Genomic DNA, 23,096 nt, shown 5'->3' on the forward strand with positions numbered 1-23,096 from the left:
GTTGTCGACTCTTCTGTATGCGCTCGGCCGTTGGACGTACCGTCACCCCTGGCGGGTGCTGGTGTCGTGGCTGCTGCTGCTGGGGGTGGCCCTCGGCTTCGCGGCGCCGCATCTGGGCGGCACCGACAACTCGTTCTCGATCCCCGGCACCGAGGCGCAGGAGGGCATCGAGCTGCTGGACCGCAGCTTCCCGCAGGCGAGCGGCACGAGCGCGCAGCTCGTGATCGTCGCCGCCGACGGCGACACCGTCACGAGCGAGCCGTATGAGAGTGCGATCGGCGACACCGTGTCGCACCTGGAAGACCTCGACGGCGTCATCGCCGTGACCGACCCGTTCAACGAGATGGTGACGGGGATGGTGTCGGACGATGAGTCGGCCGCGATCATCCGCCTGCAGTTCGACGGGCAGGCGACCGACGTATCGGACGAGACGAAGCAGGGCCTCGAGGACGTCGCTCACGATCTGCGCGAGACCCTCCCGTCCGGCTCCCAGGTCGCCATGGGCGGCGACCTGTTCTCGACGTCGGTGCCCGCTCTGTCTCCCATCGAAGCGGTCGGCGTGCTCATCGCCCTGTTCGTGCTCATCGTCACGTTCCGCTCGTTCGCCGTCGCGTGGTTCCCCCTCGTGTCGGCGCTGATCGGCGTGGGGCTGTCGATCGCGCTCATCTTCGTGGCGACCGTGTTCGTGTCGGTGTCGTCGACGACGCCGATGCTCGCCCTCATGCTGGGGCTCGCGGTCGGCATCGACTACGCGCTCTTCATCGCCGCCCGACATCAGGACCAGGTGCGGGCCGGCGTCGAACCTGAAGAGTCCGCAGCCCGCGCGACGGGCACCGCGGGCTCCGCCGTCGTGTTCGCCGGCATCACGGTGCTCATCGCCCTCATCGGCCTCGGCTTCGCCGGCATCCCGTTCCTCACCACCATGGGCATCGCGGCGTCGGTCGCCGTCGCGATCGCCGTGGTCGTCGCCGTCACGCTGACGCCCGCGCTCCTCGGCTTCGCCAAGCACCGCGTCGCCGGCTGGGGCCACGGCAAGAAGCGTCGAGGGATCGCCCTCGCCACCCGCCGCCGCGCCCGCGACGGCGAGGACGAGGACGAGGTCGTCGCCTCGACGGACGCACCCGAAACGATCCCCGCCACCGAGCCGGCCCACGAAACCGCAGCGCCGGCGAAGATGAACGCCTGGGTCAGGCTGGTGACGAAGCACCCGATCGTCACCACCATCGCCGTCGTCCTCACGCTCGGCGTCATGGCGATCCCGGCGGCGAGTCTCGCGCTGGCCCTGCCCAACGCCGGCGGGCAGCCGGAGTCGAGCCAGGCGCGCCAGGCGTACGACCTCACCGCCGAACACTTCGGGCCGGGGTCGAACGGCCCGCTCATCATGACGGGCACGATCGTGACGTCGACGGATCCGCTCGGGCTCATGGCCGACCTCAAGGCCGAGATCGAGAAGGTGCCGGGCGTGAAGGAGGTCGCGCTCGCGACCCCGAACGAGACGGCCGACACCGGGCTCATCCAGATCGTGCCCGAGACCGCGCCCGACGACCCGGCGACCGCCCAGCTCGTGCGCGACCTGCGCGCGCTCGCCCCGGAGCTCGAGGACGAATACGGCGTCGACCTGAAGGTGACGGGGTTCACCGCCGTCGGCATCGACATCTCGGACCGCCTGGGCGCAGCGCTGCTGCCCTTCGGCGTGTTCGTGGTCGGACTGTCGCTCGTGCTCCTCATGATCGTGTTCCGCTCGATCTGGGTGCCGATCAAGGCCGCCCTCGGCTACCTGCTGTCGGTGATGGCCGCGTTCGGCCTCGTCGCCGCGGTGTTCGAGTGGGGCTGGGGCGCGGACCTCCTGCACGTGGACCGCACCGGTCCGGTGATCAGCTTCATGCCGATCATCCTGATGGGCGTGCTCTTCGGCCTCGCGATGGACTACGAGGTCTTCCTCGTCAGCCGCATGCGCGAGGACTACGTGCACGCCAAGCGGGCCGCCGGCACGCACGCGACGCGCAGCGGCCGCGACATCGCCGTGGGCGCGGTGCGCTCGGGCTTCACCGCCTCGGCCCGCGTGGTCACCGCGGCGGCGGTCATCATGTTCGCGGTGTTCGCGGCCTTCGTGCCCGAAGGCGACTCGTCGATCAAGCCGATCGCGCTCGGACTCGCCGTCGGCATCGCGGTCGACGCGTTCCTCGTGCGCATGACCCTCGTGCCGGCCGTCATGACGCTGCTCGGCGACCGGGCGTGGTGGATGCCGCGCTGGCTGGAGCGGGTACTCCCCCACTTCGACATCGAAGGTGAGGCCGTCGAGCGCGAGCTGTCGCTCGCCCACTGGCCCGAGCCCGACACGACGGCCGTGGTCGTCGGCGACGGCGTCGCCGTGCGCGCGGATGCGGGCGGACCTGCCGGTGAGGTCGTGCTGTTCGAGGATGCGGCGTTCCGCGTCGAACCCGGCGGCACGCTGATCGCGACCGGCGACCCCCGCGCCGCGCGGGCGCTGGCCCTCACGATCGCGGCGCGGCTCGCGCCGACCGACGGACGCCTGCGTGTCGCGGGGCACCTCCTCCCCGAGCGCGGGGCGTGGGTGCGCGCACACGTCGGCCTGGCGCTCCTCGCCGACGCCGACGCCGACGCCGGCGAGCGGGTGCCGGCGCTGCGCCGCGCTCTCGCGGGGAAGGCGGGCCTCGTCGTGATCGAGGGCGTCGACGCGCTCGACCACGCCGAGCGCGACCAGGCCGCCGCGCTGCTGCGCGACGCGGCCGCCGCGCTGGCCGCGGGCGACGAGCGCCTGACGCTCGTCGTGACCGGCCGCACCGAGAGCGCCGCGCTCGCCCTCCTTGCGGACGCGCACCGCCCCGACGTGACCTCGATCACGCTGCGCTCCGCCGCCCAGACCACCCCCACCGCAGAGGTGAACGCATGACCCCGAACTGGATCACCACGGCCGTCGAGCGGGCCCGTTCGACCCGGCCCGTCACGTGGCTGACGCTCATCGGCGTGCTGCTGCTGCCCGTCGTGATCGGCGGCATCCTGGTGGCGGCGCTCTACAACCCGGTCGAGCGGCTCGACAACCTGACCGCCGCCGTCGTGAACGAAGACGAACCGGTCACGGTCGACGGGCAGCTGGTGCCCCTCGGCCGCCAGCTCACCGCCGGACTCGTCGAAGGCTCCGACGACCTCGACAGCAACCTCACCTGGACACTGTCGAACGCCGACGACGCGGCCGCGGGCCTCGAGGACGGCACGTACGACGCGGTCATCACGATCCCCGAGAACTTCACCGCCGCCGCCCTGTCGACGCGCCCGGGAGAGACGCCCGAGCAGGCGACCATCGAGGTCACGACCTCGCCTGACAGCCTGATCGTCGACGACGCCATCACGGCGCAGGTGGCGAACGCTGCGGCATCGACGATGGGCACGCAGCTGTCGACGGTGTACCTCGAGAACGTGTTCCTCGGCTTCACGACCCTGGGCGACCAGCTCGGCACCGCGGCCGACGGGGCGCAGCAGCTCGCCGACGGCGCGACCCAGGCCGCAGACGGGGCGGCGCAGCTGCCCGGCGGCATCACCCAGCTCGCAGACGGCAACGAGCAGCTCGCGAGCGGCGCCTCGCAGCTCGCGAACGGCGCCGGCCAGATCGCAGGCGGCGCGACGTCGCTGCAGTCGGGACTGACCACCATCGCGGATAAGACACGCGAAGCGGCCGCCGGCGCGCAGCAGATCGCGGACGGCGTGAATGCCGGCGCTGCGGCACTCGAGCAGACCGGCGTCGTACCCGACGGGCTGACGCAGGCGGCGAACGGCGCGTCCACCACGACCGGACTCGCGGCGGCGGAGGCGCAGTCGAACTTCGAGGCTCTCCAGAAGCTCGCCGCGTCCTGTGCGCAGCCCGGCGACTTCTGCGCCCAGCTGGGCGCCGCGGTGGCCTCGGCGGGCAAGACCTCGGCGATCCTCAACGGGACCGGCACGCCCGACAACCCCGGTGCGGTGACGCTGACGCAGCTGACGGCGGACGGGATCGCCCAGGTGAACACGGGCGTCACCGCCGAGTTCGCGAAGCAGTTCCGCACCGTCGGCACCGGCGTCGGCACGCTCGCGGGCGGCCTGACGCAGCTCGCCGGCGGCATCGACCAGTCGGCGGCGGGCGCGGGTCAGCTGGCCACCGGCGTCACGGGAATCCAGAGCGGCGCGAGCGGCCTGTCGGACGGAGCGACGCAGCTCGCGGGCGGCGCGACCCAGGCGGCCGACGGGGCCACGACCCTCGCCGACGGCGTCACGCAGCTCGCGGACGGCACCGCCGAGCTCGCCTCGGGGCTGACCACAGCATCCGAGTCCCTCCCGTCGTACACCGACCAGCAGGCGACCGACCTCGCCACCGTGGTGGCGAACCCCGTCGAGGCCGAGGGCGTCGGCTCGTCGTTGTTCGGCGCGTCGGCGATCCCGCTGCTCGCGACCCTCGCACTGTGGTTCGGCGGGCTCGGCACGTTCGTCGCGCTGCAGGCCGTGTCGCGCCGCGCGCTCACGTCGCGCAAGCCGTCGGCGCTGCTGGCCCTGCGCTCGTTCGCACCGGCCGCGGCACTCGGCGTGGTGCAGGGCCTGCTCGTCGCCGGCGTCGTGCAGCTCGCCGCGTCGTATTCGTGGGCGGACTGGTGGGTGTTCGCCCTGGTGTGCGTCGTCGCGGGCATCGCGTTCGCCGCGGTGAACCAGGCGCTCATCGCCGTGTTCGGCGGCGCCGGGCGCTGGCTCGCCGCGCTCATCGGGGTGTTCGCCGTCGCGACCGGCGTCGTCTCGACGGCGCCCGCGGTCCTCGCGGGCATCGCCGCCCTCCTGCCGACAGGCCCCGCCTACACTGGCATGCTCGCCGCGCTCACCTCCGCGTCGGGTCTCGGCGCGGCACTCGTCGGGCTCGTCGTGTGGACGGTGCTCAGCCTCGCCGCGACGATCCTCGCGGTCGCGCGCCGGCGCAGCACCTCGGCGCGCGCGCTGCTCAAGGCGGCTCCCGCCACCGCCTGATCTCCCGGGTTCGGGGCGCGTTCTCTCCGTTGGGGCGCACATCCTCCGCCCCAACGGAGGAAATGCGCCCCAAACCCGTCAGGGACTCGGCCGATCGGCGGACGATCCTGGCCGATCGGCCGATTGCCGGCCCGACGGCGGCGCGCCAGGATCGGAGCCATGAACGGCCCCGAGCCCACCCCGCGTCCGACCGAGCCACCCCGAGACACCGCGCGGATCCCGCCGCGCTGGTTCATCCGCACCGCGTGGGTCGTCCACCGCGCGCTCTATCGCGTGACCGGCGGACGCGTGGGGCTGCGGCATCCATCCCCCACGGTCTACGGGATGATGCGCCTGCACACCGTCGGCCGCCGGTCGGGCGAGCCGCGCGTCGCGATCCTCGGGTACTTCGAGGACGGCCAGGATCTCGTCACCCTCGCGATGAACGGCTGGGGCGACCCGCCGCCGGCGTGGTGGCTCAACCTCAAGGCCCGGCCCGCGGCATCCGTCGATCTTCCCGACGGCTCGCGCGACGTGCTCGCCCACGAGGCGACGGGCGCGGAGCGCGAACGGCTGTGGGCGGTGTGGCGCACCCTCGAGGGCGACGCGGACCTGGACGCCTACGCGGCGCTGCGCAGCCGCGAGACCCCGGTCGTGGTGCTCGCCCCGGCGGGCTGAACCTGGGGTCAGCTCAGCTCAGGCCGGAGTAGGCGTGGAGGCCCTTGAAGAACATGTTCACGATCGTGAAGTTGAAGATCACTGCGGTGAAGCCGATGATCGACAGCCATGCCGAGCGCGAGCCGCGCCAGCCGCGCGTCGCGCGGGCGTGGATGTAGCCGGCGTAGAGCACCCAGATCACGAAGGTCCAGACTTCCTTCGTGTCGAAGCCCCAGTAGCGGCCCCACGCGTCGTTCGCCCAGATGGATCCGGCGATCAGCGTGAAGGTCCAGAAGATGAACCCGAGGATCGCGAACCGGTAGGCCAGCGACTCGAGCGCCTCGGCGCTCGGCAGGGTCTTGAGGAAGCCCGGCCCGGTCTTGGCGGTTCCGGATGCTGCGGCCTCGACCTTCGCGAGAGCCGCGATCTTCGTCTCACGCCGGGCCTGCATGAGCTGCAGCACCGAGAGCCCGAACGCGAGGGCGAACAGCGCCGTCGCGAGGGACGCGACGAAGACGTGGATGACGAGCCACACCGACTTCAGCGGGTCCATGAGGGGCACGATGTCGGTGTAGAACCAGATCGCCGTGCCGCCGAGCAGCACCACCACGAGCCCCGTGATGAACGTGCCGAGGAAGCGCAGGTCGTAGCGGAAGAGCACGCCGAGGTACACCGCGACGATGAGGAGCGTGCCGGTGAGGGCGAACTCGTACATGTTCGACCACGGCACGCGCCCCGCGGCGATGCCGCGGGTGACGTCGCCGCCGAGGTGGAACAGGAAGCCGAGCACGGTCAGCGAGGTGCCGATGCGCGCCCACACGAGTCGCGCGCGCTTGCCGACAGGGGCGTTGAGCGCATGCTCCGAGGCGGTCTCCTGTGCCCGCATCTGCTCGACGATGCCGGTGCGGGAGCCCCCGCCGGCGCCACCCGCGGCCACGAGTTCGCGTTCGCGTGCGGTCTTGGCGGCGGCGTCCTTGGCGTCGACGGCGACGGCGCCGCGACGGGCGAGGTCCACCGCGTACGCGATGAACGCCAGTGCGTAGATCGCGATGGCCGTCCAGACCAGCAGCACCGAGACGTCGTCGAGGGTGAGGGGGGAGGCGTCGGGCATGGCTCTCAGTCTACGTCGGGGGTGGATTCGGGCTTCGTGGGGCGCTCACCGTCGCCGGCGGGCTCCGCGAGCGACGCGAGGTGGCGGTGGGCGAACTGCTCCACGGCGCTGTCCAGCGCCGGGTCTTCGCCGCGGGCGAGACCCGCGTACTCGAGGTGCACGGTGTGGCCTTGACGCGTCGCCTTGACCCACATGCGGCGTCGCGGCACGAAGAGCGCGGCGAGCAGGCCGGCGGTCGCGAGCACCGCGAACACCAGCACCCAGGTCGCGGCGGCGTCGCGGTGGATCGAGAGCGACACGTACCGCTTGACCGAGTCCTGGAATCCGGCGGCGTCCGGCGCCTCGTTCTCGAACGTGATCGTGCCGAGGCCGTCGGGAAGGTCCACGGTGTCGCCCGGCTTCAGCTCGAGCGACTCGGTGCCCGAGTCGCCGCCGGCGAGCTGGGTCATCTCGCTCGGGTCGAGCGTGTACACCGACTTCGGCACGCCGCCGTCGATGCCGAGGTCGCCGGCGTAGACCCAGAACGTGAGCATCGGGTACTCGAGGTCGCCGTAGACCGAGGCGAGCGCGCCGTTGTCGAGGGGCTGAGCGGTGGGATAGAAGAAGCCCACGAGGCCCACCTGCTCGCGCAGGCCGTCCGGCACCTTCACGACGCCCTGCGAGGTCATGTTGTTGTCCTGCGGCAGGAACGGCACCGACTCCGAGAACACGACGTCGCCCTTGTCGTTGCGGATCGTGATGGTCGGCGCGTAGCCGTTGCCCATCAGGTACACCTTGTCGCCGGCGATCGCGAGCGGATGGTTCACGCGCACCTCGCCGTCTGCGGCATCGGCGTTCGGGAACTGCGTCGTCAGGTGCGCGACGAAGTCGCCCGCCTGCCCCGCGCCCTGCTGCCCGGGAGTGACGTACGACACCGAGAACTCGTCGAGCGTGAGCGCGTAGGGCTCCAGGGCGTCCTCGTCGACGAACCGGCCCGGGTTGAAGGAGGTGTAGTCGAGCATCGTGTTGACCCAGGTGCGGCCTTCGATGATGACCGTCTGGCCGGTGTAGGTGAACCCGCCGCCGATGCCGACCGCGAGCAGCACGCCGACCAGCGCCGCGTGGAACACCAGGTTGCCCGTCTCGCGCAGGTATCCGCGCTCCGCCGACACCGAGAGCGCCTTCGCGCCGTCGTAGCGCGCGACGCGATAGCCCGCCTTCTTCAGCTGCTGCTGGGCGGCCTCGATCGCGGTCGCCGCGGCGGCCGCAGCATCCGTGTCGTCCTGGAATTCCAGGATCTCGGTGCGGTGGGCATCCAGGCGGCCGAGGCGTGCGGGGGTGCGCGGCGGCTGCGCGCGCATCGCCTTGTAGTGGTGCTTGGTGCGCGGGATCACGCAGCCGACGAGCGAGACGAACAGCAGGATGTAGATCGCCGAGAACCACGGCGACGTGTAGACGTCGAACAGGCTCAGGTTGTCGAGCACCGGCGCGAGGTCGGCGTTGTCGACGAAGTACTGGCGCACTCCGTTGGGGTCGGCACTGCGCTGCGGCACGAGCGAGCCGGGCACCGCGGCGATCGCGAGCAGCAGCAGCAGCACGAGCGCGGTGCGCATCGAGGTCAGCTGGCGCCAGCCCCAGCGCAGCCACCCGACGACGCCCAGGGCGGGCTGTGTGATGTCGGATGCTGCGGAGTCGGCGTGGTCGGAGGGCCGGAGCGGATCGGTCACGTCGTCGGTCACTGAACCTTCCGGAGCGTCAGAGCGGGGCCGGGACACTGGCGAACACCCCCTGGAGCTGGGCCATGACGGCGGTCCAGACGCCGGTGACCATGAGGAGTCCGAGCACGATGAGCACGGCGCCGCCGATGAGGTTGACGACGCGGATGTGGCGCCGCACGAACGACACCGAGCGGGTCGCCCACCCGAATCCCAGCGTGAGGAGGAGGAACGGGATGCCGAGACCCAGCGAGTACGCTACGCCCAGGAGCGCTGCGCGCGCGGCCGAGCCCGAGTCGAACGCCATCGTGAGGATCACCGCGAGCGTCGGTCCGATGCACGGCGCCCAGCCGATGCCGAGCGCGATGCCGAGCAGCGGCGCGCCGATGAGCCCGAGGTTGCCGCGGACCTGCGGGCGCGAGATGCGCTGCGCGAGGCCGAACCACCCGATGAAGACGAAGCCCATCGCGATGATGACGACGCCGAGGATGCGCGTGATGAGGTCCTGGTACTCGAGGAGGAACCGGCCGAGGGTGCCGCCGAGCATCGCCATGCTGACGAACACCACGGTGAATCCGGCGATGAAGAGGAGCACGCCGAGCACGAGGCGGCCGCGGGCGGGAGGTGCGGAGTCCGTCGCCGGCTCGGGGCGTCTGGTCTCGCGCGTTCCTCGCTCGCTCGACGAGCGGGAGCCGGTGCCGACGGGGACCGGGGCGGGACGGGCGCTCACCGCGCCGCCGATGAACCCGAGGTACCCCGGAACGAGCGGCAGCACGCACGGCGACAGGAACGAGATCGCGCCGGCCAGCAGGGCGATGGGGATGGCGATCAGAAGCGACCCGTCGGCGACGAGGGCGCCGAGGTTCACGACTCCTCCAGGGCGTCGCGCACGATCGTCTCGAGGATCGACGCCTCTTCGATCTGGCCGACCAGGCGCGCGGCGACGCGGCCCTGCTTGTCGAGGACGAGGGTGACCGGCACCGCGTTCAGCGGGGTCTCGCCCGCGAACGCGAGCTTGATCGAGCCGTCTTCGGTCGTGAGCGCGCTCGGGTACTTCACGCCGTACTTCTCGGCGAACGCCTGCGATGCAGCGGCGCCGTCGTAGAGGTTCACGCCGAGGAACGAGACGCCCTTGTCCTGGAACTCCGCGTCGACCGCGGCCAGCTCCGGAGCCTCGACGCGGCACGGCGCGCAGCCGGCGTACCAGAAGTTCACGACGAGCACCTGGCCCGCGTAGTCGGCGCTGGAGGTGGTGCCGCCCGTGTCGAGCACGCCCTCGAACTCCACCGGATCGGTGCGCTCCGCGGCGGGGGTCTCGACCACGCGGAACCCGTCGGCCGCGACGAAGCCCTTGTTGTCGCCCGAGCGGTACTGCTCGGCGAGCGGGTCGCTCGTGCAGGCGGCGAGGCCCGCGATCAGCCCGAGGACGAGGAGAGCGGATGCTGCGGCCCGCACCTTCTGGAACCGCTGCGTCATACCGCCCCCACATCCACTGCGCCGGCCGTCGACGCCGGTTCGGCGTAGGCGGTCTCGGTCCATTTGCCGTCGACCATCTCGAAGCTCGTCACGCTCGACAGTGCGCATCGTCGCGCACGGGGGTCGTGCCGGAGCGGGAGCCCGGCGACCGCGAGGTGGGTGATCCAGATCGGGAGCTGGTGCGACACGATGACGACGTCGCCCGAGTCCGCAGCATCCCACGCGTGCGTCATCGCCGAGTTCATGCGGCCCACGACGTCCGCATACGGTTCGCCCCAACTCGGCAGCGCCGGCTTGCGCAGGTGCCGCCAGTTCCACGGATTGACCAGGGCCCGCGCCATGCGCTTGCCCTCGAAGACGTTGGTCGGCTCGATGACCCGCTCGTCGACGACGGGGGTGAGGCCGAAGATCTCGGTGAACGGCTCGGCGGACTCCTGCGTGCGCTGGAGCGGCGAGCACACGAGCGCCGACACGGGGCGCTCGAGCGACTTGATGTACTCGGCGGCCTGGCGGGCCATGTGGCGGCCGTCGGCGCTCAGCCGGTAGCCAGGGAGTCGCCCGTAGAGCACGCGGGCGGGGTTGTGGACCTCCCCGTGGCGCACGAGATGAAGGCGAGCAGCGGGCACCGGGCCAGTCTACGTGGGGGTGTTCTGTGGACCGGCTGAGCGTTCTCCCAGCTTTGCGGGCCCCGCCGCCTCAGTCGAGTCCGGGCTCGGGGCCGCGGGAGGCGCCGCGGGATTCCAGCAGTGCCCGGACCCGCACGTAGAGGAACCACGCCACGCCGATCACGACGGCCGCGATGACGACGTACTGGAGGATGTCGGCGTACCGCTCGACGATGTGCCACGACTCGCCGAGGAAGAAGCCCGAGAACACGAAGATCGAGTTCCAGATGAGGCTGCCCGCCGCCGACAGCAGCGTGAACCGCCACACCGGCATGCGCGTGATGCCCGCGGGGATCGAGATGAGGCTGCGGAAGATCGGGATCATGCGCCCGAAGAACACGGCCTTGCCGCCGTGACGCCCGAACCACGCGACAGTGCGGTCGATGTCTTCGGGGTGCAGCAGCGGCACCTTGGTCGCGATGGCGCGCAGGCGCGCGACGCCGAGCCATGCGCCCAGCCCGTACAGGAGGAGGGCGCCGACGACCGATCCGACGGTGGTCCAGATGAGCGCCTCCGCCAGCGAGAACGATCCGCGGCTCGCCGCGAGGCCCGCCATCGGCAGGATGACCTCGCTCGGCAGCGGCGGGAACAGGTTCTCGAGGGCGATCGCGATGCCCGCTCCCACGGGCCCGATCACGTCCATCAGCGAGACGGTCCAGTCCGCGAGGGCGGTGAGCCAGGAGCCGTCGGTCGTCGTCGCAGTCGTCATTCGTCGGATCCCGTCCGTCGGTGGCAGTTTCGTGGCGGCGGCCGCGACCCTTCGGTGCGACGCCGTCCACGCTACGGGGCGAGGATGAACGAAACCCGGGTGCGAACCCCCGGAAGTCGATACGGGTGCCCCCGAAGGGGCAGGGATCAGAGCGTGGAGCCGGGAACCGCAGCCGAGGCCACCAGGAACGCGGCGACGAGCGACAGCACGATGAGGGCGGCGCCCGCGAGCGGCACCCAGAACGCGAGCCGTCGCTTGACCATCAGCACGATCGCCACGACGACCGTCGCGACGAGCATCACCCACGGCAGGATCATGCCCATCAGCCACCCGAGGGTGATGAGGTCGACGTTGCAGTCGCGCACCCCGCACGAGTCGGACGCCATCACGAGGAAGATGCCCATGAACGACGCCAGCGTCGCCAGCACGGCGTCGGCGACGAGCAGCACGATCGTGATCACGAGGTCGAGGACCTTCACCGGCGGCTTGGCGGATGGCGGGGCCGATGCGGCCCACCCCGGCGCGGACAGCTGGGGTTCCGGCGTGGTCATGCCCGCATGGTAGCGGCGAGCGCGGACTTCGGCGAGAAGGCGGCGACGGCGCGTCCACGTAGACTTGTCGCTCGTGAGTGAACGCGTCCTCGTCAAGCAGCTTCAGGGTCTCCCCGACGGCCCGGTGTCCGTCTCCGGGTGGGTCGAGACCGTCCGCGATCAGAAGAAGGTGCAGTTCGTCATCCTCCGCGATGAGTCCGGCGCCGTGCAGCTGGTGAATCCGGCGACCCGTCCGGCAGAGGACGGCACGGAACAGGATGCTGCGGCCCTGGCCCTCACCGACCTCATCTCGAACCTCGCCACGGGCACGTTCCTGACCGTGACGGGCGAGCTCAAGCACGACGAGCGCGTGAAGCTCGGCGGCGTCGAGATCAAGATCGGTGCGCTCGACATCGCGGCCGCGGCGCTGCCCGAAACGCCGATCGCGGCCGACTCGGGTCTCGACAAGCGCATGGACTGGCGCTTCCTCGACCTGCGCCAGCGTCGCAACAACCTCATCTTCCGCGTGCAGACCACCCTCGAGCACGCCCTCCGCTCGTACTGGATCGAGCGCGACTACATCGAGGTGCACTCCCCCAAGCTCATGGCCTCGGCGTCCGAGTCCAACGCCGAGCTCTTCGAGGTGCCCTACTTCGAGGACAAGACCGCGTACCTCGCGCAGTCGCCGCAGTTCTTCAAGCAGATGGCGCAGGTCGCCGGCTTCGGCAAGATCTTCGAGATCGCTCCCGCCTTCCGCGCCGACCCCTCGTTCACGTCGCGCCATGCGACCGAGTTCACCTCGGTCGACGCCGAGATCAGCTGGATCGACTCCCACGAGGACGTCGCCGCCATGCAGGAGGAACTCCTGCAGACCGCGTTCCAGGCCGTCAAGGACAAGTACGGCGCAGAGATCGAGGAGCTGTTCGGCCTCGAGGTGCAGGTGCCCGCGATCCCGTTCCCGCGCATTCCGCTGGCCGAGGCCCGCGAGATCGTCAAGAGCCGCGGATACGAGATCCCTCGCACCGACGGCGACCTCGACCCCGAGGGCGAGCGCCAGATCTCGGCCTACGTCGAAGAGACCTACGGCCATCAGTTCGTCTTCATCACGGACTACCACCCCGAGATCCGCGCGTTCTACCACATGCGCGACGAGGAGACCGGGCTCACCAAGTCCTACGACCTCCTGTTCAAGGGCGTCGAGATCACGACGGGCGCGCAGCGCGAGCACCGCGTCGACGTGCTCATCGAGCAGGCGAAGGAGAAGGGGCTCGGGGCCGAGCACCTCGACTTCTACTTCGATTTCTTCCGCTACGGCGCCCCGCCTCACGGCGGCTTCGGCATGGGTCTCGCGCGCGTGCTGATGCTGCTGCTCGGCCAGGACTCGATCCGCGAGGTCACGTACCTGTTCCGCGGCCCGACACGGCTGGCCCCCTAGCAACACCCGGACTCGTTAGGGGCAAACCCCGCTGCGGATGTGTCCCCGTTCCCGCGATGCTGTGTCGCGGGGGCGGGGACACATCTTCTTTCAAGCGACCCCGGGGGGTCCCAAATGAGTCATCGGAGAAGTCGGTCACGGGCCCTGGCGGCCCTCATCACCGCGGCGGCGGCAACGATCGCCGTCGTCTCAGCCGGCGCGCCGGCGGTCGCCGCCGATCCGCCACCGCCCGTGTCGTCGGTCGTCGCCACCGGCCTCGACAACCCGCGCCAGGTGTCCATCGGCGCGGGCGGCACGGTGTACGTCGCCGAAGCCGGAACGGGCGGCGCCGGCCCCTGCCTGCCCAATCCGGAGGATCCCGAGGCGAGCGTGTGCCTGGGAGCCACGGGCGCGGTGACGCAGATCAGCCGCGGAACGCAGACCCGGATCGTCACAGGGCTTCCGTCCCTCGCCGGTGCTGACGGCTCCGGCGCCACCGGACCCTCGGCCGTGAGCGTGCGGGGTGGCAACATCGCCGTCCTCGTGGGACTCGGCGGAAACGGCGAGAGCCGGGCACTGCTCGGGGCGGGCGGCGCCGCACTGGGCACCGTCGTGACGGGCCGCATCGGCCAGCCGCTCACCGTCGCCGTCGACGTGACGGGGTACGAGGACGCGGTGAACCCGGACGGCGCGCAGGTCGACTCGAATCCGAGCGGGTTCGTCGACGTCAACAGCAAGCGCTGGACCATCGCCGACGCCGGTGCGAACGCGATCGTGACCCTCGGCGGCAACCTCGCCGACGCCACGGTGGCCGTCCTGCCTCCCACATTCGGCGTTCCGCCGTGGGGCGGCGATCCGATTCCCGCCGAGGCGGTTCCGACCAACGTCGTCGTGGGTCCCGACGGCGCGTACTACGTGTCGCAGCTCCTGGGCTTCCCGTTCCCGGCGGGCAAGTCGAGCATCTGGCGCATCGTGCCCGGCCAGCAGCCGACCGTCTACGCCACAGGGCTGAGCAACGTGACCAGCCTCGCGTGGCAGCACCAGACGCTGTACGCGGTGCAGATCAAGGACGCCGGCTTCCTCGACGACAGCCCGCCGATCGGCTCGCTGCGCAAGGTGGTGCCCGGAGCCGCTCAGCATCCGGCGGTGCTGTCGGGTCTGTTCGCCCCCTACGGCGTGGCGATCTCCGGCACGACGGCGTACGTGAGCACCGGCGCCGTGCTGCCCGGCGGCGGCGAGGTCGTCTCGGTCGCCCTGCGGTAGGTAGGCCACGGCGCCGAGGCCCCGGCCGGGTTCGCCCGCCGGGGCCTCGGCACCAGCGCCCTGGGACGCATCGTCCACCGGACGCTCACCGAACGTTCATCGCCGACGCGTCACCGTGTCATCAACCGGGCATAGCTTCCTCTCATCCCCGAATCCCGAGCCCTCTTCGGCGTGCTCGGGAGACACCCGAGAGGAACGAACATGTCCCACATCACTTCGCGCCGGCTGCTGCTCGGCGCCGCCGCGGCCACGGTCGCCGCTCTCACCCTCGCCGGCTGCTCGAGCGCCGGCACACCGTCGGCGGAGGGCACCGACGGCGCGGCGTCCGACGCGGCGACGGCCACGAGCCTCGCCGACTTCGGCACGTTCGCCGACCTGGAGGAGGCCGCCAAGGCCGAAGGCCAGCTGAACGTCATCGCGCTGCCGCGCGACTGGGCGAACTACGGCGAGATCCTCGACCTCTTCGCCGAGCGCTACCCCGAGATCACGATCAACGAGCAGTCGCCCGACGTGTCGTCGGCCGAGGAGATCCAGGCCGCCGCGACGAACGAGGGGCTCGACACCGCACCCGACGTGTTCGACCTCGGACTCACGGTGGCGCTGCAGAACACCGACTGGTTCGCGCCGTACCAGGTCGAGACCTGGGACGACATCCCCGACGCCCTCAAGGAGTCGACGGGTCTGTTCGTCGGCGACTACGGCGGGTACATGTCGGTCGGCTACGACTCGGCGCGCTTCGACGCTCCCGAGTCGCTCGACGACCTGCTCGGCGAGGCCTACAAGGGTGCGGTGGCGATCAACGGCGACCCGACGCAGGCCGGCGCCGCCTTCGCGGCCGTCGGTCTCGCGACGGTGCAGTCGGACGGCACGCTCGACGACTTCCAGCCGGGCATCGATTGGTTCTCCGAGCTCAACGCGGCCGGCAACATGCTGAAGCTCGACGTCACGAGCGCCACGGTCGCCAGCGGCGAGACCCCCGTCGTCTTCGACTGGGACTACCTCAACGCGGCGCACCAGGCCGACACCCCGACGTGGGAGACCGTCGTATTCCCGGGCGTCGGCTACGCCGGCTACTACAACCAGGCCATCAACCGGGACGCCCCGAACCCGGCCGCTGCGCGTCTGTGGCAGGAGTTCCTCTACAGCGACGAGGTGCAGAACCTCTGGCTGAAGGGCGGCGCCCGCCCGGTGCGCATGGAGGCCATGATCGAGGCCGGCACGATCGACCAGGAACTCGCCGACGCCCTGCCGACCGCTCCTGAGGAGACGGTCGTCCCGACGGAGGAGCAGTCGGCGGACGCCGGCACGCTCCTGGGCGAGAAGTGGGCCGCAGCGGTCCAGTGACGACCGCACACATCCTCACCGGTCCCGACCAGGACCGCGTGACAAACCCCGCCGCGTCGGAGCCATCAGCTCCGGCGCGGCGGGGCCGCCCCGCGCCCGACTGGTCGTGGCTCGGGCTCACCCCGTTCGCGGCATACGTGCTGCTGTTCCTCGCCCTGCCGACGGTCATCGCGGTGGCGTCGGGCCTCTTCGACGGCGACGGAGCGTTCACGTTCGACAACCTCGCCGCGCTCGGCGACCCCGTCATCCTGGCGACGTTCTGGAACTCGACGTGGGTGTCGCTGCTCACCGCGGTCGTCGGCGCGATCATCGGCGCACTGGTCTGCTACGCGATGCTCGGGCTCCCCGACACAGGATTCATACGGACCACCGTGGATGCCGCATCCGGCGTCCTCGCCCAGTTCGGCGGCGTCATGCTCGCCTTCACGATGATCGCGGCGATCGGCACGCAGGGCGTCGTCACGAAGTTCCTCCGCGACGCGCTCGGCATCGACATCTTCGCCGGCGGCGCGTGGATCTACGCCCTGCCGGGCCTCATCCCCGCCTATCTCGTCTTCCAGGTCCCCCTCATGATCATCACGTTCATGCCGGCGCTCGCGGCGCTGCGCCCGCAGTGGTTCGAGGCGCACCTGACGCTCGGCGGCACGCGCTCCGGCTTCTGGCGCCACGTCGGCTTCCCGGTGCTCGCGCCCTCGTTCCTCGCGAGCCTGCTGCTGCTGTTCGCGAACGCCTTCTCCTCGTACGCGACCGCCGCGGCCCTCGCGAGTCAGGGCTCGCAGATCGTGCCGCTCCAGATCCGCACCGCACTCACGAGCGAGACGCTGCTCGGCCGCGAGAACCTCGCGGGCGCGCTCGCCCTCGGCATGATCGTCGTCGTCGCCGTCGTCATGTGGGTCTACGCACTCATCCAGCGACGCGCCGCGAGGTGGCAGGCATGAACCGGCTCGCCCCCTCCCCCGCCGTCCGCTGGATCATCGGCGCCGTCGTCGGGCTCGTCTTCGTCATCCCGTTCCTCGCGACGTTCCTCTTCACGCTGTCGTCGCCGGACGGCTCGTACTCGCTCGACCGCTGGTTCGCGCTGTTCGATCCGGCGAACGCGGCGCGCTACCGCCCGATCTGGACCGGGCTCGCCAACTCGCTCATCCTCGCCGGCGTGACGGTGCTCATCGTGCTGTTCCTCTTCACCCCGACGATGGTGCTGGTGGCGCTCAAGTTCCCGAAGCTGCGACGCGGGTTCGAGTTCCTCGCGCTCCTGCCGATCACGATCCCCGCGATCGTGCTCGTGGTGGGCCTCGCGCCCATCTATCTGCAGATCGGGCGCACGCTCGGCACCGGTGCGTGGACGCTCGCCTTCGCGTACGGCATCCTCGTGCTGCCGTTCACGTACCGCTCCATCCAGGCGTCCATCGACGCGATCGACGTCAAGACGCTGTCCGAGGCCGCGCGCACGCTCGGCGCCGGCTGGGTCACCGTGCTGGTGCGCGTGATCGCCCCGAACCTGCGACAGGGGCTGCTCGCAGCATCCCTCATCTCCGTCGCCGTCGTCCTCGGCGAGTTCACGATCGCGTCGCTGCTCAACCGCCAGGTGCTGCAGACCGGACTCGTGGTGATCAACCGCCAGGACTCGTACGCCGCGGCCATCTTCACCCTGCTCGCGCTCGCGTTCGCGTTCGTGCTGCTGCTCATCATCGGCCGCGCCGGCCGCGCCGGCTCCGGAAAGGCTCCCGAATGACCTCCGCCGACACCCCGCCCCGCACCCTCCCCGCGACCTCCGACAACCTGCTGCTCGCCGACGCCGGCGAGGGCACGCGCGTCGAGTTCCGCGGCGTCGTCAAGGAGTACGGCGCCACCCGCGTGCTGCACGGCGTCGACCTCGACATCGAACCCGGCGAGTTCGTCTCGCTGCTCGGCCCCTCCGGCTGCGGCAAGACGACCGCCCTCCGCGTGCTCGCCGGCCTCGAGAAGGCGACGGCGGGCGAGGTGCGCCTCGGCGGCGCGGACGTCTCGGGCATCCCGACGAACAGGCGCGACATCGGCATGGTCTTCCAGTCGTACTCGCTCTTCCCGCACCTGCGCGTCGCCGACAACACGGCGTTCGGGCTGCGCCGACGCGGCATCGGGAAGAGGGATGCTGCGACCCGCGCCGCCGATGCGCTCGAGCTCGTCGGGCTCGGGCACCTCGCCGACCGCTTCCCGCACCAGCTCTCGGGCGGCCAGCAGCAGCGCGTGGCGCTCGCCCGCGCCCTCGTGACGGAGCCGCGCGTGCTGCTGCTCGACGAGCCGCTGTCGGCGCTCGACGCCAAGGTGCGCGTGCAGCTGCGCGACGAGATCCGCCGCATCCAGCTGCGCCTGGGCATCACGACGGTGTTCGTGACGCACGACCAGGAGGAGGCGCTCGCGGTGTCCGACCGCATCGCCGTCATGAACGCGGGCCGCATCGAGCAGATCGGCACGCCGGAGGAGCTCTACCTCAACCCGGCGACCGCCGGCGTCGCGGCGTTCATCGGCGTCTCGAGCGTCGTGCCCGGCGTCGTCGAGGGCGGCACCGTGACGGTGTGGGGCGTGCGGCTGCCGCTCCAGGCGCCGAGCGCCCCGGGGCCGGTCGACGTGTTCCTGCGCCCCGAGAACCTGCGCCTCGCCGACGGCGACGCGCCCGGCATGGACGCGATCGTGCAGGAGAGCACGTTCCTCGGCAGCTTCCGCCGCACCCTGGTGCGCACCGCCGATGACTCCCTCGTGCGCGTGCAGCACGCGGCGACCGACCGTGTCGAGTACGCCGAGCGCGTGCGCATCGCCCTGGTGCCCGAGCCCGTGACGGTGCGCCCCCGCGACTGATCGGGGACGCGGGCTCAGCCGGCCAGCGCCGCCCGCAGGCGGTCGGGCGACACGCGCCAGTGCCCGTGCAGCTCGCCGTCGATGAGCACCACGGGGATCTTCTCCCACCACTGGGCGTAGAGGGCGGGGTCGTCCGCGATCGAGAGCTCCTCGACGTCGACCGCGTCCTCGGGCAGCTCGGCCACGACGGTCTCGACGACCTCGCGGGCGACGTCGCAGAGGTGGCAGTCGGGCTTGCCGATCAGGGTGACGGTGGTCACGGCCCGCGCCGTCACGCCTCGACCGGGTAGCCGGAGGCGATCCACTCGTTGGTGCCGCCGTCGACGTTCGTCGCGTCGTAGCCGCGCGCCTCGAGCGCCTCGACGACGCGGCCGGAGCGGCCTCCGATGGCGCAGATGACGTCGAACGCGCCGTCGGGCAGCTCGTCGAGCCGGCCGCCGATAACCGACATCGGGATGTTGATCGCGCCGGGCACGTGGCCCGCCGTGTACTCGTCGACCTCGCGCACGTCGATGAGCGGGGTCTCGACGCGGTCGCGCAGCTGCTGGACGGTGATGGACTTCATGACGGCCTCCCGGGTCGCGGGCTCTGCGGGCGCGGCATACACGAAGCGCCCGTCCGAAGACAGGCGCTTGGTGCGGATGCCGCTTACTTCTTGTTGCGGCGCTGGTGGCGGGTCTTGCGAAGCAGCTTGCGGTGCTTCTTCTTCGCCATGCGCTTGCGGCGCTTCTTGATGACAGAACCCACGGAAAACCTCACTAGATCGGGGTCTGGACGCGGCCTGGCCGCGCCCGGGAACGGGGCAAAAGGAAAAATGCCTCGGAACAGTCTAGCCGACGTCGGCGATCGGCCGTTGCAGGGCCTCGGTGACCGCGGATTCGGGCACCCGGTAGCTGCGTCCGAACCGCACGGCGGGCAGTTCGCCCGAGTGGACGAGACGGTAGACCGTCATCTTCGAGACACGCATCAACTCGGCGACCTCGGCCACCGTGAGGAAACGCACGTCCGGGAGTTCAGCCATGTCGATCCCCTTCCCCAGAAGTAGTGTGATCCCCCTTCCCCAAGGGGCGATGCAGTCACTCTAGAACGCGCGTGACCCGCGTGTAAACACAGAGGCTGCTGTGAACCACTGTGACATGTGATGCGTATGGGGCGATCAGCCCTCGGGTCGCTGCCGCGCTCGCCGATCCCGCGCCTCGCGGGCGGCCTGCCTCTCGAGCTTGTGCGCGTCGCGCAGGGCCTTCTCGGCGTCGCGCACCACCTTGCGCGCCTCGCGGAACTTCTTGTCGTCGGCGATGTCGGCGTCGTCGGGCACCACCCAGCTGCCCGGCTGGTCGCGGCGTCCGTCCGCCGTCGCGGCGATGTAGTCGCTGACCCCCTCGAGGCCGCGGGCGAGCGCGAACGAGAACGGGTCCGATTCGTCCAGGAACACGCCGGACTCGATCGCCGCGCGGAGGTCGGGGTACGCGTCGGCCGTGATGAGGGTGCGGAACATCGCGTCCTCGCTGCGGCTGATCGCCTCGCCGTCGAGACCCCGCTCGCGCTCGACCCGCGCGTACCCGGCCAGGATCGTGCCGGCCCAGTGGGCGGTGCCGGTCACGAGCAGCATGACGGCGAGGCGCTCGGAGTAGTTCAGGCCGGTGTCGGCGAGCGCGCTGAGTCCGGCGTCCATCCAGGCCGCGCTGTTCGGCGTCGCGGGCACCCCCGAGATCGGGATGTCGAGCACCCACGGGTGCGCGAGATAGTTCTGCAGCTGCTCGCGGTAGAGGGCCTCCAGCCGCTCGCGCCAGCCGCCCGCGGTCCGCGTCGCTTCGGAGGGGGCGCCGGTCGCCTCCTCCTGCATCAGCAGGATGAGGTCCTCCTTCGCATTGACGTAGCGGTAGAGCGACATCGGCGTGAAGCCGAGGCGTGCCGCGACCGCCGCCATCGACACGGCGCCCAGGCCCTCGGCATCCGCGATCTCCACCGCCGCTTCGACGATCCGCTCGACGCTCATCTCCCGCTTGGGGCCACGCTGCGGGTTGGCCGCCACGCCCCACGCGAGGGCGATGCCGCGCGGGAGCTCGGGCTCGACTGCATCGGTCATGGCGCCAGTCTAGGACTGTTTATCTCGTAAACAGTGTGTTAGCGTCATAAACAGTTACTGGCGTAAACAGTTTCTCCCCTACACGGAACCACGGAAGGAAGCCCCATGCCCGACCGCACCGCCCCGGTCATCGTCGCCTCCGGCCTTCGCAAGGCCTTCGGCCGCCAGCAGGTCCTCGACGGGCTCGACCTCGCGGTCGCGCGCGGCGAGATCTTCGCGCTGCTCGGCCCGAACGGCGCCGGCAAGACCACGACGATCAACGTGCTCACGACCCTCGTCCGCCCCGACACCGGCACCGCGACGGTCGCCGGCATCGACGTCGCCCGCGATCCCGAGCAGGTCAAGCGCCGCATCAGCCTCACCGGCCAGTCCGCCGCTGTCGACGACGCCCTCACCGGCACCGAGAACCTCGTCATGCTCGGCCGCCTCTCCGGGCTGTCGCGGCGGACCGCCCGTGTGCGCGCCGGCGAGCTGCTGGCCCGCTTCGGATTGACGGATGCTGCGACCCGCCGCGTCGGCACCTACTCGGGTGGCATGCGCCGGCGCCTCGACCTCGCCCTGAGCTTCGTCGTCGCGCCCGAGATCCTCTTCCTCGACGAGCCGACGACCGGCCTCGACACCCGCAGCCGCCGCGAGCTGTGGGAGGTCATCCGCTCGCTCGCCGACGCCGGCACGACCGTCTTCCTCACGACGCAGTACCTCGAGGAGGCCGACCACCTCGCCGACCGGATCGCCGTGCTCGACGCCGGCCGCATCGTCGCCGTCGGCACGGCGGCAGAGCTCAAGGCCCGCGTCGGCGGCGATGCCGTCGAGCTGCACGATGCGCACGGCGAGCTGCTCCGCAAGGTGCCGACGGACGGCTCGGTGTCGGGGCTGCGGCGCGCGCTCGACGTGCTCGACGAGTCCGGCGCCGAGGGCATCGTGACCCTGCGCCGGCCGAGCCTCGACGACGTCTTCCTCGCCCTCACCTCACCCGACGGCCGCGGCGAGCGCCGCGCCGTCCCGGCCGAAGCGCCGGCCGACACCGCCAAGGAGCTCGCATGACCGCCATCGCCCCCGCCCTGCGCCCACGCGTCTCCGGCCTCACCGCCGAGAGCGTCTTCGTCGGCCGGAGCCTGCTGCATTCGCTCCGCGACGGCGAGTCGCTGCTCATGGCGGTCCTGCTGCCGGTGCTGCTCATGGTGATGTTCACGTACGTCTTCGGCGGCGCCATCGACCCGTCAGGGGGCTACGTCGACTACGTGGTGCCGGGCATCATCCTGCTGTGCGCAGGGTTCGGCGCCGCCTCGACCGCCGTGTACGTCGCGAACGACATGAAGGCCGGCATCATCGACCGCTTCCGCACGATGCCGCTGCGCGCCAGCGCGGTGCTCACCGGCCACGTGGTCGCGAGCCTGCTGCGCAACCTGCTGGCCACCGCGGTGGTGATCGGCGTCGCGCTGCTGCTTGGCTTCCGCCCGACGGCCGACGTGTGGGGATGGCTCGGCGCCATCGGCATCATCGCGCTCTACATCCTCACGATCACGTACCTGTTCGCCGCGATCGGGCTCGCCGCGGGCAGCCCCGAAGCCGCGAACGGCTACGGCTTCATCATCCTGTTCCTGCCGTACCTGTCGAGCGCGTTCGTACCCGTGACCACGATGCCCGAGTGGCTGCAGTGGGTGGCCGAGAACCAGCCGGTGACACCGATCATCGAGACGCTGCGGAGCCTCCTCATGGGCACACCGATGGGCGACTCGGGGTGGTGGGCCATCGGCTGGTGCCTCGCGATCCTCGCGGTGTCGTTCGCGTGGGGCGGGTGGCTCTTCCGCCGCAAGGCGGGACGCCGATAGACGGACGCCTCAGCGCCCGGGGAGCCGCTTGAAGGCGTTCTCGAGCGCGTGCTTCGCGGAAGCGGCGGCGCGGCCGACGACCTCGGCCGCGTGTGCCGCGGAGTCGGTCAGGCCGGCTCCGCTCGAGTCGTCGGCGTCCATGCCGTCGTCGAGGAAGGGCACCAGCCAGTCGTCGACCTCGTCGAGCGGTGCGGCCGACAGGCTGTAGTAGCGGTGCTGACCCTCTTCGCGCACCGAGACGAGGTGCGCGTCGCGCAGCACCTTGAGGTGCTTCGACACGGTCGGCTGACTGGCGCCGAGCTCGGTCACGATGTGCGACACGCTGGTGCCGCGCTCTCCGGCGGATGATCGATCGAGCAGCAGTCGCAGGATGTCGCGACGCGTTCCGTCTGCGATCACGTCGAAGATGTCCGCCATGTGCTCAGATTAGTCGGGAGCCCTGCGGAGTACCATGAGCGAGACCGCCGGGCCGCCGCAGGAGCACGGTTTCGCATCAG

Annotated in this window: 24 protein-coding genes; 11 read left to right on the top strand and 13 right to left on the bottom strand. The window is 71.1% G+C overall.

Annotation, left to right across the window (positions count from 1 at the left end):
- Position 1 precedes the first annotated feature (1 nt).
- The 3 genes from ACFC1I_RS10730 to ACFC1I_RS10740 all read left to right on the top strand — a co-directional run bounded on the left by ACFC1I_RS10730 (position 2) and on the right by ACFC1I_RS10740 (position 5,661).
- Positions 2–2,914: an MMPL family transporter gene (locus tag ACFC1I_RS10730; RefSeq protein ID WP_376008784.1), complete on the top strand. Its 2,913-nt coding sequence runs from the start codon at positions 2–4 to the stop codon at positions 2,912–2,914.
- Positions 2,911–5,004: a YhgE/Pip family protein gene (locus ACFC1I_RS10735; RefSeq protein ID WP_376008785.1), complete on the top strand. Its 2,094-nt coding sequence runs from the start codon at positions 2,911–2,913 to the stop codon at positions 5,002–5,004. The genes ACFC1I_RS10730 and ACFC1I_RS10735 overlap by 4 nt, the downstream gene beginning before the upstream one ends.
- 159 nt (positions 5,005–5,163) lie before the next feature.
- Positions 5,164–5,661 (top strand): nitroreductase/quinone reductase family protein, encoded by a 498-nt coding sequence (locus ACFC1I_RS10740; protein ID WP_376008787.1) that lies wholly within the window; start codon positions 5,164–5,166, stop codon positions 5,659–5,661.
- A 13-nt stretch (positions 5,662–5,674) separates the two neighbouring features.
- Here the strand turns inward: ACFC1I_RS10740 and ccsB are convergent, their stop codons facing one another.
- From ccsB to ACFC1I_RS10775, 7 genes are all read right to left on the bottom strand, one after another.
- On the bottom strand, positions 5,675–6,751 hold the full coding sequence (gene ccsB / locus ACFC1I_RS10745) for a c-type cytochrome biogenesis protein CcsB (RefSeq protein ID WP_376008789.1): 1,077 nt from the start codon (positions 6,749–6,751) through the stop codon (positions 5,675–5,677).
- Positions 6,752–6,756: 5 nt separating this feature from the next.
- Complete coding sequence (locus ACFC1I_RS10750; protein WP_376008791.1) at positions 6,757–8,469, bottom strand: cytochrome c biogenesis protein ResB; 1,713 nt, start codon at positions 8,467–8,469, stop codon at positions 6,757–6,759.
- 16 nt (positions 8,470–8,485) lie between these two features.
- Positions 8,486–9,313 carry a cytochrome c biogenesis CcdA family protein gene (locus ACFC1I_RS10755; RefSeq protein ID WP_376008793.1) on the bottom strand — a complete coding sequence of 276 codons (828 nt, stop codon included), beginning with the start codon at positions 9,311–9,313 and terminating at the stop codon, positions 8,486–8,488.
- Positions 9,310–9,921 (bottom strand): TlpA family protein disulfide reductase, encoded by a 612-nt coding sequence (locus tag ACFC1I_RS10760; protein ID WP_376008795.1) that lies wholly within the window; start codon positions 9,919–9,921, stop codon positions 9,310–9,312. Before ACFC1I_RS10760 ends, ACFC1I_RS10755 begins: the two co-directional genes overlap by 4 nt.
- Positions 9,918–10,547 (bottom strand): histidine phosphatase family protein, encoded by a 630-nt coding sequence (locus ACFC1I_RS10765; protein WP_376008797.1) that lies wholly within the window; start codon positions 10,545–10,547, stop codon positions 9,918–9,920. The genes ACFC1I_RS10760 and ACFC1I_RS10765 overlap by 4 nt, the downstream gene beginning before the upstream one ends.
- Positions 10,548–10,617: 70 nt before the next feature.
- On the bottom strand, positions 10,618–11,295 hold the full coding sequence (locus ACFC1I_RS10770; RefSeq protein WP_376008799.1) for a DedA family protein: 678 nt from the start codon (positions 11,293–11,295) through the stop codon (positions 10,618–10,620).
- A gap of 146 nt (positions 11,296–11,441) precedes the next feature.
- On the bottom strand, positions 11,442–11,942 hold the full coding sequence (locus ACFC1I_RS10775; RefSeq protein WP_376008801.1) for a DUF6264 family protein: 501 nt from the start codon (positions 11,940–11,942) through the stop codon (positions 11,442–11,444).
- On the opposite strand from ACFC1I_RS10775, the gene aspS reads away from it, so the two are divergent.
- From aspS to ACFC1I_RS10805, 6 genes are all read left to right on the top strand, one after another.
- On the top strand, positions 11,920–13,260 hold the full coding sequence (gene aspS, locus ACFC1I_RS10780) for an aspartate--tRNA(Asn) ligase (protein WP_376008803.1): 1,341 nt from the start codon (positions 11,920–11,922) through the stop codon (positions 13,258–13,260). The two genes, ACFC1I_RS10775 and aspS, sit on opposite strands and share 23 nt — an antisense overlap.
- Before the next feature lie 114 nt (positions 13,261–13,374).
- Positions 13,375–14,502 carry a ScyD/ScyE family protein gene (locus tag ACFC1I_RS10785; RefSeq protein WP_376008805.1) on the top strand — a complete coding sequence of 376 codons (1,128 nt, stop codon included), beginning with the start codon at positions 13,375–13,377 and terminating at the stop codon, positions 14,500–14,502.
- Positions 14,503–14,703: 201 nt separating this feature from the next.
- Complete coding sequence (locus ACFC1I_RS10790) at positions 14,704–15,846, top strand: ABC transporter substrate-binding protein (RefSeq protein ID WP_376008807.1); 1,143 nt, start codon at positions 14,704–14,706, stop codon at positions 15,844–15,846.
- A 38-nt stretch (positions 15,847–15,884) separates the two neighbouring features.
- The gene (locus ACFC1I_RS10795) at positions 15,885–16,784 is read left to right on the top strand and encodes an ABC transporter permease (protein WP_376009355.1); all 900 of its coding nucleotides are present in this window, start codon (positions 15,885–15,887) and stop codon (positions 16,782–16,784) included.
- The gene (locus tag ACFC1I_RS10800; protein WP_376008809.1) at positions 16,781–17,578 is read left to right on the top strand and encodes an ABC transporter permease; all 798 of its coding nucleotides are present in this window, start codon (positions 16,781–16,783) and stop codon (positions 17,576–17,578) included. The genes ACFC1I_RS10795 and ACFC1I_RS10800 overlap by 4 nt, the downstream gene beginning before the upstream one ends.
- The gene (locus ACFC1I_RS10805) at positions 17,575–18,681 is read left to right on the top strand and encodes an ABC transporter ATP-binding protein (RefSeq protein WP_376008811.1); all 1,107 of its coding nucleotides are present in this window, start codon (positions 17,575–17,577) and stop codon (positions 18,679–18,681) included. The genes ACFC1I_RS10800 and ACFC1I_RS10805 overlap by 4 nt, the downstream gene beginning before the upstream one ends.
- 14 nt (positions 18,682–18,695) lie before the next feature.
- Here ACFC1I_RS10805 and ACFC1I_RS10810 read toward each other — a convergent pair whose 3' ends face one another.
- The 5 genes from ACFC1I_RS10810 to ACFC1I_RS10830 all read right to left on the bottom strand — a co-directional run bounded on the left by ACFC1I_RS10810 (position 18,696) and on the right by ACFC1I_RS10830 (position 20,767).
- The gene (locus tag ACFC1I_RS10810) at positions 18,696–18,941 is read right to left on the bottom strand and encodes a glutaredoxin family protein (protein WP_376008813.1); all 246 of its coding nucleotides are present in this window, start codon (positions 18,939–18,941) and stop codon (positions 18,696–18,698) included.
- An 11-nt stretch (positions 18,942–18,952) separates the two neighbouring features.
- Positions 18,953–19,246: a rhodanese-like domain-containing protein gene (locus ACFC1I_RS10815; RefSeq protein ID WP_376008815.1), complete on the bottom strand. Its 294-nt coding sequence runs from the start codon at positions 19,244–19,246 to the stop codon at positions 18,953–18,955.
- Between the two features lie 83 nt (positions 19,247–19,329).
- Positions 19,330–19,428: a 30S ribosomal protein bS22 gene (locus tag ACFC1I_RS10820; RefSeq protein WP_003792170.1), complete on the bottom strand. Its 99-nt coding sequence runs from the start codon at positions 19,426–19,428 to the stop codon at positions 19,330–19,332.
- A gap of 82 nt (positions 19,429–19,510) precedes the next feature.
- Positions 19,511–19,702, bottom strand: a complete 192-nt coding sequence (locus ACFC1I_RS10825; protein ID WP_019182077.1) for a helix-turn-helix domain-containing protein — start codon at positions 19,700–19,702, stop codon at positions 19,511–19,513.
- A 135-nt stretch (positions 19,703–19,837) separates the two neighbouring features.
- Positions 19,838–20,767 carry a TetR/AcrR family transcriptional regulator gene (locus ACFC1I_RS10830; protein WP_376008817.1) on the bottom strand — a complete coding sequence of 310 codons (930 nt, stop codon included), beginning with the start codon at positions 20,765–20,767 and terminating at the stop codon, positions 19,838–19,840.
- Positions 20,768–20,872: 105 nt separating this feature from the next.
- On the opposite strand from ACFC1I_RS10830, the gene ACFC1I_RS10835 reads away from it, so the two are divergent.
- Positions 20,873–21,811 carry an ATP-binding cassette domain-containing protein gene (locus ACFC1I_RS10835; RefSeq protein WP_376008819.1) on the top strand — a complete coding sequence of 313 codons (939 nt, stop codon included), beginning with the start codon at positions 20,873–20,875 and terminating at the stop codon, positions 21,809–21,811.
- Positions 21,808–22,599: an ABC transporter permease gene (locus ACFC1I_RS10840; protein WP_376008821.1), complete on the top strand. Its 792-nt coding sequence runs from the start codon at positions 21,808–21,810 to the stop codon at positions 22,597–22,599. The genes ACFC1I_RS10835 and ACFC1I_RS10840 overlap by 4 nt, the downstream gene beginning before the upstream one ends.
- A gap of 9 nt (positions 22,600–22,608) precedes the next feature.
- Here the strand turns inward: ACFC1I_RS10840 and ACFC1I_RS10845 are convergent, their stop codons facing one another.
- Complete coding sequence (locus ACFC1I_RS10845; RefSeq protein WP_376008823.1) at positions 22,609–23,016, bottom strand: ArsR/SmtB family transcription factor; 408 nt, start codon at positions 23,014–23,016, stop codon at positions 22,609–22,611.
- Positions 23,017–23,096 lie beyond the last annotated feature (80 nt).

The organism is Microbacterium sp. NPDC056044 (assembly GCF_042267145.1).
GTDB lineage: Bacteria > Actinomycetota > Actinomycetes > Actinomycetales > Microbacteriaceae > Microbacterium.

What these genes read in the sequence shown, in the direction of transcription:
- ACFC1I_RS10735 (WP_376008785.1), top strand. Translation starts at nt 2,911, where the DNA reads ATGACCCCGAACTGGATCACCACGGCCGTCGAGCGGGCCCGTTCGACC.
- ACFC1I_RS10740 (WP_376008787.1), top strand. Translation starts at nt 5,164, where the DNA reads ATGAACGGCCCCGAGCCCACCCCGCGTCCGACCGAGCCACCCCGAGAC.
- ccsB (WP_376008789.1), bottom strand. Translation starts at nt 6,751, where the DNA reads ATGCCCGACGCCTCCCCCCTCACCCTCGACGACGTCTCGGTGCTGCTG.
- ACFC1I_RS10760 (WP_376008795.1), bottom strand. Translation starts at nt 9,921, where the DNA reads ATGACGCAGCGGTTCCAGAAGGTGCGGGCCGCAGCATCCGCTCTCCTC.
- ACFC1I_RS10770 (WP_376008799.1), bottom strand. Translation starts at nt 11,295, where the DNA reads ATGACGACTGCGACGACGACCGACGGCTCCTGGCTCACCGCCCTCGCG.
- ACFC1I_RS10785 (WP_376008805.1), top strand. Translation starts at nt 13,375, where the DNA reads ATGAGTCATCGGAGAAGTCGGTCACGGGCCCTGGCGGCCCTCATCACC.
- ACFC1I_RS10790 (WP_376008807.1), top strand. Translation starts at nt 14,704, where the DNA reads ATGTCCCACATCACTTCGCGCCGGCTGCTGCTCGGCGCCGCCGCGGCC.
- ACFC1I_RS10800 (WP_376008809.1), top strand. Translation starts at nt 16,781, where the DNA reads ATGAACCGGCTCGCCCCCTCCCCCGCCGTCCGCTGGATCATCGGCGCC.
- ACFC1I_RS10805 (WP_376008811.1), top strand. Translation starts at nt 17,575, where the DNA reads ATGACCTCCGCCGACACCCCGCCCCGCACCCTCCCCGCGACCTCCGAC.
- ACFC1I_RS10815 (WP_376008815.1), bottom strand. Translation starts at nt 19,246, where the DNA reads ATGAAGTCCATCACCGTCCAGCAGCTGCGCGACCGCGTCGAGACCCCG.
- ACFC1I_RS10825 (WP_019182077.1), bottom strand. Translation starts at nt 19,702, where the DNA reads ATGGCTGAACTCCCGGACGTGCGTTTCCTCACGGTGGCCGAGGTCGCC.
- ACFC1I_RS10830 (WP_376008817.1), bottom strand. Translation starts at nt 20,767, where the DNA reads ATGACCGATGCAGTCGAGCCCGAGCTCCCGCGCGGCATCGCCCTCGCG.
- ACFC1I_RS10835 (WP_376008819.1), top strand. Translation starts at nt 20,873, where the DNA reads ATGCCCGACCGCACCGCCCCGGTCATCGTCGCCTCCGGCCTTCGCAAG.
- ACFC1I_RS10840 (WP_376008821.1), top strand. Translation starts at nt 21,808, where the DNA reads ATGACCGCCATCGCCCCCGCCCTGCGCCCACGCGTCTCCGGCCTCACC.
- ACFC1I_RS10845 (WP_376008823.1), bottom strand. Translation starts at nt 23,016, where the DNA reads ATGGCGGACATCTTCGACGTGATCGCAGACGGAACGCGTCGCGACATC.